The sequence below is a fragment of the Pseudomonas sp. YuFO8 genome (assembly GCF_035065025.1).
Classification (GTDB): domain Bacteria; phylum Pseudomonadota; class Gammaproteobacteria; order Pseudomonadales; family Pseudomonadaceae; genus Aquipseudomonas; species Aquipseudomonas putida_AE.
This window is the reverse complement of the sequence record NZ_JAXDEQ010000020.1, coordinates 81,651-94,907: the sequence shown is the minus strand read 5'-3', so window position 1 is coordinate 94,907 and position 13,257 is coordinate 81,651. Positions and strand designations below refer to the sequence as shown.

The following is a 13,257-nucleotide window of genomic DNA, read 5'->3' as shown; positions in this document are numbered from 1 at the left end:
ACGACTCCGATGAATTTTTCCCAATTCTTCATTTCACGGCCGATCTTCGCAGCGGTGCTGTCGCTGCTGATCCTGATCGCCGGTGCGATCTCGCTGTTCCAATTGCCGATCAGCGAATACCCGGAAGTGGTACCGCCGACCGTGGTGGTGCGCGCCAACTTCCCGGGTGCCAACCCGAAAGTCATTGGTGAAACCGTCGCCGCTCCCCTGGAGCAGGCGATCACCGGCGTCGAGAACATGCTGTACATGTCCTCGCAGTCGACCGCCGACGGCAAGATCACCCTGACCATCACCTTCGCGTTGGGCACGGACCTGGACAACGCTCAGGTACAGGTGCAGAACCGCGTGACCCGCACCGAGCCGAAACTTCCCGAGGAAGTGACGCGCATCGGTATCACCGTGGACAAGGCGTCGCCCGACCTGACGATGGTGGTGCACTTGACCTCGCCGGACAAACGCTACGACATGCTGTACCTGTCCAACTACGCGATCCTCAACATCAAGGATGAGCTGGCGCGCCTGGGCGGTGTCGGTGATGTGCAGCTGTTCGGCATGGGCGACTATTCGCTGCGTGTCTGGCTCGATCCGAACAAGACCGCTTCGCGCAACCTGACTGCAACTGATGTTGTAACAGCCATTCGTGAGCAGAACCGTCAAGTGGCCGCGGGTGCACTGGGCGCGCCCCCTGCCCCGAATGCGCAAAGCTTCCAGTTGTCGGTCAACACCCAGGGCCGTCTGGTCAGTGAAGAAGAGTTCGAGAACATCATCATTCGCTCTGGCGAAAACGGTGAAATCACTCGCCTCAAGGACATCGCCCGCGTCGAACTGGGTTCCAGCCAGTACGCCTTGCGTTCCCTGCTGAACAACCAGCCGGCGGTGGCGATCCCGATCTTCCAGCGCCCTGGCTCCAACGCCATCGAGATCTCCAATGAAGTCCGGGCGAAAATGGCCGAACTGAAGAAGGGCTTCCCCGAAGGCATGGACTTCAGCATCGTCTATGACCCGACCATCTTCGTGCGCGGCTCCATCGAGGCGGTGGTTCACACCCTGTTCGAAGCGCTGATCCTGGTGGTCCTGGTCGTGATCCTGTTCCTGCAGACCTGGCGCGCCTCGATCATTCCGTTGGTGGCGGTGCCGGTCTCGCTGATCGGTACCTTTGCCGTGATGCATCTGTTCGGCTTCTCGTTGAACGCCCTGTCGCTGTTCGGCCTGGTACTGGCGATCGGTATCGTGGTGGACGATGCGATCGTGGTGGTGGAGAACGTCGAGCGCAACATCGAACTTGGACTCACGCCGGTGGAAGCCACCAAGCGCGCCATGCGTGAGGTGACCGGCCCGATCATTGCCACGGCGCTGGTGCTCTGTGCGGTGTTTGTACCGGCCGCGTTCATCTCCGGGTTGACCGGGCAGTTCTACAAGCAGTTCGCCCTGACCATTGCCATTTCGACGGTGATCTCGGCCTTCAACTCCCTGACCCTGTCGCCGGCCCTGGCTGCCGTGTTGCTCAAAGGCCATGACGCACCGAAAGACCGTTTCTCCAAGGTCCTGGACAAGCTGTTTGGCGGCTGGTTGTTCCGTCCGTTCAACCGCTTCTTTGAAAAGGCCAGCCATGGTTATGTCGGCACCGTTGCCCGGGTTATCCGCTCGAGCGGCATCGCCCTGCTGCTGTACGCCGGCCTGATGGTGCTGACCTTCTTCGGTTTCTCCAGCACCCCGACCGGTTTCGTACCCGGCCAGGACAAGCAATACCTGGTGGCCTTCGCGCAACTGCCGGATGCCTCGAGCCTGGACCGCACCGAAGACGTGATCAAGCGCATGTCCGACCTGGCCCTGAAACAGCCAGGTGTGGAAAGCGCAGTGGCCTTCCCTGGCCTGTCGATCAACGGTTTCACCAACAGCCCGAACGCCGGCATCGTGTTCGTGACCTTGAAACCGTTCGATGAGCGTAAAGACCCGAGCATGTCCGCCGGTGCGATTGCCGGTGCCTTGAACGGCCAGTACGCGGACATCCAGGAAGCCTACATGGCGATCTTCCCGCCGCCGCCGGTACAAGGCCTGGGCACCATCGGTGGTTTCCGCCTGCAGATCGAAGACCGGGGCAACCTGGGCTACGAAGAGCTGTACAAGGAAACCATGAACATCATCGCCAAGAGCCACAGTGTTCCGGAACTGGCGGGCCTGTTCACCAGCTACACGGTGAACGTGCCGCAGGTCGATGCCGCCATCGACCGGGAAAAAGCCAAGACCCACGGCGTGGCCGTCAGCGACATCTTCGACACCCTGCAGATCTACCTGGGTTCGCTGTATGCCAACGACTTCAACCGCTTCGGCCGCACCTATCAGGTCAACGTCCAGGCTGAGCAGCAGTTCCGTCTCGAGTCCGACCAGATCGGCCAGTTGAAAGTGCGCAACAACAAGGGCGAGATGATCCCGTTGGCGACCTTCATCAAGGTCAGCGACACCTCGGGCCCGGATCGCGTCTCCCATTACAACGGTTTCGTCACCGCGGAAATCAACGGTGCCGCAGCCCCCGGCTACAGCTCCGGCCAGGCGGAAAAAGCCATCGAGAAACTGCTCAAGGAAGAACTGCCTAACGGCATGACCTACGAATGGACCGACCTGACCTACCAGCAGATCCTGTCCGGCAACACCGCGCTGTTCGTGTTCCCGCTCTGCGTACTGTTGGCGTTCCTGGTGCTCGCGGCGCAGTACGAAAGCTGGAGCCTGCCACTGGCGGTGATCCTGATCGTGCCGATGACCCTGCTGTCGGCGATTACCGGGGTGATTGCTTCGGGCGGCGACAACAACATCTTCACCCAGATCGGCTTGATCGTACTGGTGGGGCTTGCGTGTAAGAACGCGATCCTGATCGTCGAGTTTGCCAAGGATAAACAGCTCGAAGGCATGAACCCGCTGGCCGCGGTCCTGGAAGCCTGCCGCCTGCGTCTGCGGCCGATCCTGATGACCTCGTTCGCCTTCATTATGGGTGTAGTGCCTCTGGTGTTCTCCAGCGGTGCCGGTGCCGAGATGCGTCACGCCATGGGTGTGGCGGTGTTCTCCGGGATGCTCGGGGTGACCTTCTTCGGTCTGTTGCTGACGCCGGTGTTCTACGTACTGATTCGCAACTTTGTCGAACGCGGCCAAGCGCGCAAAGCAGCCAAGGCCAACTTGAAGCTGGAGTCGCACTGATGAGTTTGAAAGCTTTCCTGCCGAGCCTGCTGGCATTGGCGCTGAGCGCCTGTGCCGTGGGCCCGGACTACCAGACCCCAGCCACTGAACCGGCCCACATCACCACGGCCACCGACGGCGCTGCCGGCCAGAAGAACTTCGACCGCTCGCGATTCGAAGGTATCTGGTGGCAGCAGTTCGAAGACCCGACGCTCAACCAGTTGGTGACGGAGTCCCTGAAAGGCAACCGCGACTTGCGCGTCGCGTTTGCCCGCTGGAAAGCGGCACGGGCGATTCGCGATGACGTTAGCAATGACGCCATGCCGACCATCACCAGCCGCGTCAGCAGTGACATTGGCAAAGGGCAGATTCCGGGCGAGACCACCGACCGGGTCAATCAGGAGCGCTACGACCTGGGCCTGGACATGGCCTGGGAGATCGACCTGTTTGGCCGCATCCAGCGCAACCTGGAATCGGCCAACGCCGAGCAACAGGCGTTCGAAGCCGACCTGTACCAACTGCAAGTGACCATGATTGCCGAATTGGTCGATGCCTACGGCCAACTGCGGGGTGCGCAGCTGCGTGAGAAAATCGCCCTGGCCAACCTGCAGAACCAGCAGGAGTCGCGCAAGATCACCATCAGCCTGCGCGATGCCGGCGTCGGCGATCAGCTCGACGTGGAACGCGCCGACGCGCGCCTGGCCTCGGTCGAAGCCAGCGTGCCGCAATTGCAGGCCGAGCAGGTGCGGCAGAAAAACCGCATCGCGACCCTGCTGGGTGAGCGTCCGGACAAGCTCACGGTCGACTTGCGTCCGAAGGACTTGCCGGCCATTGCCAAGGCCCTGCCGATCGGAGATCCGGGCGAACTGCTGCAACGCCGTCCGGACATTCGCAGTGCCGAACGCCAACTCGCATCGGCCACGGCACGGATCGGTGTGGCCAAGGCGGATCTGTTCCCGCGCGTCAGCCTCAGTGGCTTCCTTGGTTTTACCGCCGGGCGTGGCTCGCAGATCGGTTCCTCGGCGGCCAATGCCTGGGCACTGGGCCCGAGCATCACTTGGGCGGCCTTTGATCTGGGCAGCGTGCGCGCCCGTTTGCGCGGCGCCGATGCCGATGCCGAAGGCGCTCTCGCCACTTACGAGCAGCAAGTCTTGCTGGCCCTGGAAGAGTCGGAAAACGCCTTCAGCGATTACGGTAAACGTCAGCAGCGGCTGATTTCGCTGATCCGTCAAAGCGAATCGAGCCGCTCGGCTGCCGACCTCGCCGAGATCCGCTACCGCGAAGGCACCGCCGACTTCCTCGTGCTGCTCGATGCCCAGCGTGAGCGCCTGGCCGCGGAAGACACCCAGGCCCAGGCTGAAGTCGACCTGTACCGCGGCATTGTCGCGATCTACAAGGCCCTTGGCGGTGGCTGGCAGCCGGAGACGGTCGCCAGCAAGTAACACGATTTTCTACAGAGCTCCTTTGGTTGGCCGCAACCAACCAATTTTTTGGCCCCGCGTCTCATTCGGTCGCGGGGCTTTTTTTTGCTTGCGCGGTGTTGAATCCACAACACCCCCTGTAGGAGCTGGCTTGCCAGCAAAGACGGAGGCACATTCACCATTGAGGTGACTGAACCACCGCATTCGCTGGCAAGCCAGCTCCTACAGGGTTAGTGGTGTTCCTGGACGGTGACGGTCGCTGTTGTTCCCGCCCGTAATTTCGCTTTACCGGCATAGTCATCATCGATCCTGATCCTTACCGGGACCCGTTGCGCCAGCTTGACCCAGGTGTAGCTGGGGTTGATGTTCGCCAGCAAGCGTCCACCCGGCAGGTTTTCCCGGTCGGCGATGGCGAAGGCGATGCTTTGCACGGTGCCACCGAAACGTTCGCCGCTCATCAACTCGATGTCGACCCGATCACCCTCCTCGATGCGCGGCAGCTTGGTTTCTTCGAAGTAGCCGCTGACATAAAACGAATCGCTGTCTACCAGTGCCACCAAGGGACCGCCTGCGGTGGCGTAGTCGCCCTGGCGGGTCAGCAGGTTGGTAACGTAGCCGCTGATGGGCGATTCGACCCGGGTGCGTTCCAGGTCGTGTTCGGCTTCGGCCAATGCGGCGCTCGCCAGTTGCACATTGGCCTGGGCAAACCCCAGGTTGGCCTGGTTGCGCAGCAGATCAGCCTCGGCCACCGCCACATCGGTACTGGCTTTTTCCCACTCTTCGCCGGAGATCGCCGAACGCTCCTTGAGCGTCCGCCGGCGACGCTCCTCGCTTTGCCGCTGCCTGAGCAACGCCTGGCTGGCGACAATGGTCGCCTGCGACTGCCCCAACGAGGCCTTCGACACTTCCACCGCGCGCTTGCCGTGTTCCACCGCCAGGGCATAACGCGAGGGATCGATTTCCAGCAGCAACTGGCCCTTCTCCACATGCTGGTTATCGTGCACGGCAAGTTTGACGATGCGTCCGGCGACATCGGCGGACAGGGTCACCACATCAGCCCGCACCCGTGCGTCGCGGGTCCAGGGGGCGCGGGTGTAATGCTCCCAGGCAAACCAGCCGAGCACGAAGGCCAGTAGTACCACCGCCAGCGTGGTGAGATGGGCAAGGATCTTCTTCACGGCATCAGGCTCCCATCACCAGGATCAGCGTCGCGCACACGCAGGCGTACAACGCGCCTTCGAACAAGGCTTCATGCCAGACGAACTGCAACACACCGAGGCGCCGCAGCAGCCAGTCCAGCACCAGGAAAATCGGCAGCCCCAGCAATAGCGCCTGGGCGATCGGCGGCAGGTAGACGCCGCCTATTTCCACATCAATGGGCAAGTTCAGGTACTCCTGGCGAGGGTTCGGGCTCAAAGTGGGCACGGTGGCGTTCGAGGAACGACACCACGATCAACAGGGCCACGCGCATGCGAAACACTGACCACAGGTGTTCATGGACACTGCAGTGCAGCGCGTCCAGTTCATCGCCCAGGCCGTGCAGGCTGTCGAGCACGCGATCGACGTCGATGCCGGGCCGCCCGGCGACCAGCCGACCGGTTTCGCGCACGGTGGCGGACAGTCGACCCTGCGTCTCGGGACTCAGCAGCGCGTTGCCCTGCCCCTGCTGCCGGAGCTGGTTCAAGGCGATGCCCAACGCCATGCAACCGAGACTGACTTCGAACAGGTCCCTCGTTGGCTTGTCCTGGATGGCCGGCAGCAGGCCGAGCATCGTGGTCAGGCGGTCGACGATGCGGCTTTCGAAGGCGAACTGGTTTTTATCGGTGGGCGGGGATTTCAACAACGCGTAGACCTGCTCGCAATTCTCCTGATGCAACCGGCGCAGGCGCAGGACCGGCCGGAACGGAAAGATCAAGGCATACACACTCAATGCCAGCGCGGCGGCGCAGGTGTAGGCACCGGCAAACTCGAACCACTGGATCGCGGTGTTTTGCCCCAGACCGGTGTTTGCCGGGCCCAGCAACAGGAAAGTCGTCAACCCCAGGCCAATCCCCGTGCCCGTGGTCGGCGGGCTGGACAACCCCACCGCGACGGCATAGAGCAACGGCACCAGCAGCAGGGCCAGCAGTTCGAAACTGCTGATCATCGGCACCAGCGCGAACTGCAGCACCGACGACACCACCAGCGCCAGGCCCAGCCCCCGGGCATAGCTCTGCACAGCCAGCAACGGCCGGGGAAACGTCGCCATCAGCGAGCACAGGATCCCCGTCACCACCATCCCGCCCCGCGCCCCGTCCCAACCGGTTTCGATCCAGATCAGGCCGGCGACCATCAGGGCGCACCAGGCGCGGATGGCGTTCATCGTCGCCAGGGTGAAATCCAGGTGCAGCGGATTGGCCTGGCCGCGAAACACGCTGCTGGCCTTGCGTCCGCTCTGGATCACGTCGCTCAGTTCCAGAATCGTTTCAAGCTGCTCGAGCATTCGCGCCTGTTCCCAACGCAATGACCAGGACAGTGAGCGCAAGGTCGCCTTCAAAGGCTCGGTCAGTTGCTCGGACCGGTAGGCCAGCGCATCGAAACGCTGCTGCAACGCTGCAAACTGGCGCCGCTGCTCAGCCGGCAGCGCACGTCCCTGGCGGGCCAGTTCATCGAGGAACACCAGTTCTTCGCCGAGCAAATGCTGTATTTCGCTCGGGATCTCGCCTTCCCAGCGCTCCAGCAGCAACTCGCGCTGGTGGCGCAAGGCGGTGAGTCGGGCGGTCAGCAGCAACAGTTGGTTGCCGAGCAATTGCACCAGGTCGTCGGCGCTGCGCAGTCGCGGCGCGTCGTAATACAGATGCCGGCGTACCCCCTCCAGCGCACTGATCTGCCCCAGCAGCTGCATTTGCCGACGGTGAAAGTCTGCCTCGCTTTCCTCGGTGCGGATGACGGCACTGGCATGGGTTGCCAGCAGCTTGATAACCTGATCGATCCTGTCGAAATACTCCTTGGCCACCGCCTCCGGGCGCGCGGTCAGCAGGCTGACGACGCAGACGCAGGCCACCGCCAGCAGCGTCTCGGTCACGCGGGTAACGGCGAGCATGAAGGTGCCGTCCTGGTCGGGGACCGCCAGCAGGCCCACGACCACCGCCGTGTAGCCGCTGAGGACAAAAGCCTGGGAGCTGGTGTAGCGCAACAAGGTGCCACCGGCGGTGCACAGCGCCAGCCACAGGGACAAGGTGATGAGGAAAGGCAGCGGCGCCTGGGGGAAGATCGCCATGATCACCACGGCCACCGCCGCCCCCAGGGTGGTGCCGATGACCTGGCCGAAACTGCGCGCCAGCACCATGCCGGCCAAGGGTTGGCTGATGATGACCACGGCCATGATCGACCACTTGGGCTGCTCGAGATCGAATACGAACGCCAGGTACAGGGTCAACAGCCCGGCCGCGATGGTGCGCAGGGCGAACAGCAGCACGCCGCGCCCGGGGTTGAGCATTGCCTTGAAGTATAACAACAGCGCTTGCATGGGCACGCCTGTCCAGTCCAATCCAGCAAGCGTAGTCACTGCGGCGCAGTCTCGACAGGTTTGAGTATCGCAGTCAGGGTTTGACTCCAGGCCGTGCCTGACCGAAGCTGACAGCTTTGCCCAAGCCTGCCAGCTTCCGGATTCTGCATGCCCCAGTCCCGCCGCTATCTGCTCATCAGCCTCTGTGTCCTGTTTGCCGTCGGCCTTGCCTGGATGTTCCTGCGCAGCAGCGCCCCGGTGGTGCCCGAAGCGATCAAGCGCGGCTACAGCGAAGCGCTGACGGCGGCCCGCAATGGCCAACCGGGGGCCGCGCGGGTGCTCTACCAGCAATTGGCCCGCCCGGACATTTCGCCCAAGCGGCGCGTCTGGCTGCATGCCGAACTGCCCAACTACCCCAGTTCCGTGGCGCTGAAACTGGCGGATGCAGACTTGCAGAATGAGGCGCCGCAGGTCCGTGTCGCGGCGATCAGGAGCATCAGCGGGCTGGTGCCCAGCGGTCAACGCAGCCTGTTGCTGGGGCCGTTGCTCGATGACGGCGAGCAGAGCGTGCGCTTCGCTGCCGTCAATGCGCTGCTGGGCTTGTCGCCGGATGATCTTGGCCTGTATTTTGGCCCGCTGGAGCAGGCCATCGATGCCTGGCAACAGGTACTGAAAAGCGCCCCGGAAAGCGCCGACAACCAATATCAGCTGGCCCGGTTGTACCTGCACAATGCCGAATTCAAGGAGGCCCAGCAGGCCCTTGAGCATACCTTGCGCCTTGCGCCAGACAACCTGCCGGCACTGGTGATGCAGATCGAGGTCCTGGACAAACTGGGCCAGGTCGACGCCGCCCGCCAACTGTTGGCCAAACAACTCAAGGCCCAACCCGATTCGGCCTATCTGCAACATGCGCTGGGGATGTGGTTGCTGCATCACGGCCAAAACGAGTTCGCCCTGCTGGGTTTGTCCAAGGCGGTGGAGCTGGAGCCGAACAACAGGGATTACCGCTACGACCTGGCCACGATGCTGCATGACGAACAGGAGCTGGAAGCGGCGCAGAAACAGCTGCAGGAAATCGTTCAGCGGCATCCGAACGATCGTCGGGCACGGGTGCTGCTGATCAATTACTGGAAGGAAAGCGGGCAGTTGCAGAACGTGCAGATATTGTTGGCGCAGCTGGAACAGATGAATCCGGATGATCCAGCGTTGCAGCAAGGGCTCTAGAAGACCCGTTACACAACACCATGCCATGTTTCTGCGCGCTTCTGTAGGAGCCCGGCTTACCGGCGAAGGCGTCCTTGAGATCGCCTTCGCCGGCAAGCCGGCTCCTACAATGGTTGCGAACACCCAACGCCATCTCCTTACAAAAAGTTGAACGCTCATTGCCGCCAAAGGTCAAGTGAACAGGTAGCCGGCTATGCTTTACGTGCTGCCTCGCTTCCCCTAGTCATGAGAGGGCATTTTTTGTCTACATCCAACGAGTTGATCAGCGTAAAAGCCGCCACAGGGATTGATGGTCTCGATGACATCCTCAATGGCGGACTGTCCCGCGGCCACGTGTTTTTGCTTGAGGGAGAACCCGGTACCGGCAAGACCACGGTCGCCCTGCACTTTTTGTTGGCCGGCGCCAAAGCCGGCGAGCGCTCGTTGTACATCACCCTGTCGGAAACCGAACGCGAATTGCGCCAGGGTGCGCGCTCCCATGGCTGGGAGCTGGACGACAATGTCCATATCTTCGAACTGACGCCCCCCGAAAGCCTGCTGACGGCCGAGCACCAGCAATCGCTGCTGTACTCCTCGGACCTGGAGCTGGGTGAGGCCACCAAACAGATTTTTGAAGTGGTCGAACGCGTCAGGCCAACCCGCGTGGTGCTCGACAGCCTCTCCGAGATTCGCCTGCTGGCGCAAAGCTCGCTGCGTTACCGCCGGCAGATCCTCGCCATCAAGCACTACTTCGTGCGCTACGAGGCCACTGTGCTGCTGCTCGACGACCTGACCACCGAATCCCTGGACAAGACCGTGCACAGCGTCGCCCACGGGGTGGTTCGCCTGGAGGAGCTGACGCCCAACTATGGCGCCGAGCGCCGGCGGGTTCGCGTGGTGAAGTACCGTGGCCAGAAATACCGCGGCGGTTATCACGACTTCACCATCATGGGCGATGGCGTCCACGTGTTCCCCCGCCTGGTGGCCGCCGAGCACCGGGGCGATTACCTGCGCCAACAATTGACCAGCGGCATCCGCGAAATGGATGCGCTGCTCGGCGGCGGTATCGAGACCGGCTCAAGCACGCTGATCCTCGGCCCGGCCGGCACTGGCAAGTCGTTGATCTCGATGATTTTTGCCGCCGCTGCCGTCTCCCGAGGCGAGAAAGCGGCCCTGTTCATCTTCGATGAAGAACTGGGCCTGCTGTTCGCACGCATGAAGAACATCGGCATCGACTTGAAAGTGCTGCAAGACACCGGCAATTTGCTGATCGAGCAAGTGGATGCTGCCGAACTCTCACCTGGCGAGTTTTCCCATCGGGTGCGGCGCTGCGTCGACGAGGGCGACATCAAGACCGTGGTGATCGACAGCATCAACGGCTATCAAGCGGCGATGCCCGAAGAAAACGCCCTGGTGCTGCACATGCACGAGCTGCTGCTGTACCTCAATCGCAAAGGCGCTGCGACTTTCATGACGGTCGCCCAGCATGGCCTGGTCGGTGACATGCAGGCCCCGGTGGACATCACTTACCTCGCCGACACGGTCATCCTGTTGCGCTATTTCGAAGCCCTGGGCAAGGTACGGCGAGCCATTTCGATCATCAAGAAACGCACCGGCAGCCATGAATCGACCATCCGCGAATACAAGATCAATGGCAACGGCATGACCATCGGCGAGCCGCTGGAAACCTTCCAGGGCGTGTTGCGCGGTGTGCCAACCTACCTGGGCGCGAGCAATCCCCTGCTCGGGGATGAAAGCCCGTGATCGTCCATGAAGCGACGTCCGAGCGAGCGATCATTCTTGCACCGCTCGGGCGCGACAGTCAGATCGCCATGATGCTGCTCAACGAGGCAGGCTTCGCCGGAGTCGTCAGCAACGACCTGCCGGGGCTTTGCCAGGAACTGGAGCAAGGCGCCGGCTTGTTGCTCATGTCCAGCGAAGCCTTGCTGCACAGCGACCTTGAGCCGCTGCTCGGGCTGATCGAGCAACAACCGGCCTGGTCCGATTTGCCGATCGTGCTGCTGACCCACCACGGTGGCCCGGAACAAAATCCGGCGTCACGCTTTGGCCCCCTCCTGGGCAATGTCACGTACCTGGAACGGCCCTTCCACCCGGAAACCTTGATCAGCATGGTCGCCGCCGCCCTGCGCGGACGCCGACGACAATATGAAGCCAGGGATCGGCTGGTGGACCTGAGCCAAAGCGAGCTGCGCCTGCAAAACACCCTCGAGACCCTGGAGCAGCAGGTCGAAGAGCGCACCGCACAACTGCGCCACAACGAGGAAGTGTTGCGTCAGTCGCAAAAAATGGAAGCGGTCGGCCAACTCACCGGTGGCATCGCCCATGACTTCAACAACATGCTGACCGGCATCATCGGCAGCCTGGAACTGTTGCGCCGACGCCTGGCCCGGGGGCGCACCGAGGATCTCGACAGCCTGATCGACCTCGGCGTGACCTCGGCCAACCGCGCCGCGAGCCTGACCCACCGGCTGTTGGCGTTTTCCCGGCGCCAGTCGCTCGATTCCAAGCCCGTGCAGATGAACACTCTGGTGGTGTCCATGGGCGAACTGTTGCAGCGCAGCATCAACGAAAGCATTCACCTGGACATGCAGTTGGACGAGCAGCTGTGGGTCGCCGAAGCCGACCCCAATCAACTGGAAAGCGCCCTGCTCAACCTGGTCATCAATGCCCGCGACGCCATGCCCAATGGCGGAAAACTGCTGGTGCAGACCTCCAACCGCCACCTGGACGCCGAATTCACCCAGCCCCACGGCAACCTCAAGCCCGGCGACTACGTGGTACTGAGCGTCACCGACAATGGCTGCGGCATGCCGCAAAGTACGATCAATCGAGCCTTCGATCCGTTCTTTACCACCAAGCCCATTGGCCAGGGCACCGGCCTCGGGTTGTCGATGATCTATGGCTTCAGCAAACAATCGGGCGGGCATGTCGCCATTCATAGCGAAGTCGGCACAGGCACCACGGTTAACCTGTATCTGCCGCGTTTTGGCGGAGACCTGCCCGAGGACCAGCCGATCGACACGGAACATCCTCCCTACGCGCAAAACGGCGAGACCGTGCTGATCGTCGAGGACGATCCGGCGGTGCGGCAATTGGTCAGCAACGTGCTGGGCGACTTGGGCTATGCCTTCGTCGAGGCCTGCGATGCCGACACGGCGATGCCGATCCTCGACTCGGCCCAGCGTATCGACCTGTTGATCAGCGACGTCGGCCTGCCCGGCATGAATGGTCGGCAACTGGCGGAAATCGGCCGGCAGCTGCGGCCGGACCTGAGGGTCCTGTTCATCACCGGGTATGCCGAGCACGCGGCGGTGCGCGGCGGGTTCCTCGATCCGGGCATGCAGATGATCACCAAGCCATTCACCTTCGACCTGTTGACGGCCAAGGTGCAGGAGATGATTCGCGCCTGATCCCGTTCAGAACACACCACTCCCTGTGTAGGAGCTGCCGCAGGCTGCGATCTTTTGATCTTGATCTATAAAAAAGCAAGGTCAAAAGATCGCAGCCTTCGGCAGCTCCTACGACAGCATTTCCTGCATCATTTCCTGCAATCGGTCGAGATCGAAGGGCTTCTCCAGAATCGGTGCCTTGCGCGTGATCGGGCTGTCCGTCTCGCGGATTTCCTGGGCGTAGCCGCTGATGAAAATCACCTTGAGCTCGGGCCGCAGCTTCACCGCGGGTTCGGCGATCTGCACGCCGGAGATTCCGCCCGGCAGGCGGAAGTCGGTGATCATCATGTCCAGGTGCGGCTTGCTGGCGAGGATCTCAAAGGCCTGCTCGCCGTTCTCGGCCTGCAGGACCCGGTAGCCCTCCCCCGACAGGTAGGCCGAGAGCACCATCAGGATAGAGGGATCGTCCTCGACGACGAGGACTACATCTTGTGCATCTTCACTCATGGGAAGCCTTTGTTCGGTCAATAGCTGCTGATACGACCGTGGGGTCGATCAGAGGTTGCGT

At 62.1% G+C, this 13,257-nt stretch carries 9 protein-coding genes; 5 read left to right on the top strand and 4 right to left on the bottom strand.

Annotation, left to right across the window (positions count from 1 at the left end):
- Positions 1-9: 9 nt before the first annotated feature.
- Together SOP95_RS18815 and SOP95_RS18810 are read left to right on the top strand one after the other, a co-directional pair.
- The gene (locus SOP95_RS18815; RefSeq protein WP_323607903.1) at positions 10-3,189 is read left to right on the top strand and encodes an efflux RND transporter permease subunit; all 3,180 of its coding nucleotides are present in this window, start codon (positions 10-12) and stop codon (positions 3,187-3,189) included.
- On the top strand, positions 3,189-4,610 hold the full coding sequence (locus tag SOP95_RS18810) for a TolC family protein (protein ID WP_323607902.1): 1,422 nt from the start codon (positions 3,189-3,191) through the stop codon (positions 4,608-4,610). The genes SOP95_RS18815 and SOP95_RS18810 overlap by 1 nt, the downstream gene beginning before the upstream one ends.
- Positions 4,611-4,819: 209 nt before the next feature.
- Here the strand turns inward: SOP95_RS18810 and SOP95_RS18805 are convergent, their stop codons facing one another.
- From SOP95_RS18805 to SOP95_RS18795, 3 genes are read right to left on the bottom strand one after another with little or no spacing between them, the layout of a single operon-like run.
- The gene (locus SOP95_RS18805) at positions 4,820-5,767 is read right to left on the bottom strand and encodes an efflux RND transporter periplasmic adaptor subunit (RefSeq protein ID WP_274075807.1); all 948 of its coding nucleotides are present in this window, start codon (positions 5,765-5,767) and stop codon (positions 4,820-4,822) included.
- Positions 5,768-5,771: 4 nt separating this feature from the next.
- Positions 5,772-5,972, bottom strand: a complete 201-nt coding sequence (locus SOP95_RS18800; RefSeq protein WP_274075808.1) for a DUF1656 domain-containing protein — start codon at positions 5,970-5,972, stop codon at positions 5,772-5,774.
- Entirely contained in the window at positions 5,962-8,097 is a 2,136-nt protein-coding gene (locus SOP95_RS18795; RefSeq protein WP_323607901.1) for an FUSC family protein, read from the bottom strand. Before SOP95_RS18795 ends, SOP95_RS18800 begins: the two co-directional genes overlap by 11 nt.
- Before the next feature lie 147 nt (positions 8,098-8,244).
- Between SOP95_RS18795 and SOP95_RS18790 the strand changes: the two genes are divergently transcribed.
- The 3 genes from SOP95_RS18790 (at position 8,245) to SOP95_RS18780 (ending at position 12,710) form a co-directional block, all read left to right on the top strand.
- Entirely contained in the window at positions 8,245-9,300 is a 1,056-nt protein-coding gene (locus SOP95_RS18790; protein WP_274075810.1) for a tetratricopeptide repeat protein, read from the top strand.
- 240 nt (positions 9,301-9,540) lie between these two features.
- Positions 9,541-11,043 carry an ATPase domain-containing protein gene (locus SOP95_RS18785; protein WP_274075811.1) on the top strand — a complete coding sequence of 501 codons (1,503 nt, stop codon included), beginning with the start codon at positions 9,541-9,543 and terminating at the stop codon, positions 11,041-11,043.
- Positions 11,040-12,710 carry an ATP-binding protein gene (locus SOP95_RS18780; protein ID WP_323607900.1) on the top strand — a complete coding sequence of 557 codons (1,671 nt, stop codon included), beginning with the start codon at positions 11,040-11,042 and terminating at the stop codon, positions 12,708-12,710. Before SOP95_RS18785 ends, SOP95_RS18780 begins: the two co-directional genes overlap by 4 nt.
- 108 nt (positions 12,711-12,818) lie before the next feature.
- On the opposite strand, the gene SOP95_RS18775 is transcribed toward SOP95_RS18780, so the two are convergent.
- Positions 12,819-13,196 carry a response regulator gene (locus SOP95_RS18775; RefSeq protein ID WP_274075813.1) on the bottom strand — a complete coding sequence of 126 codons (378 nt, stop codon included), beginning with the start codon at positions 13,194-13,196 and terminating at the stop codon, positions 12,819-12,821.
- Positions 13,197-13,257 lie beyond the last annotated feature (61 nt).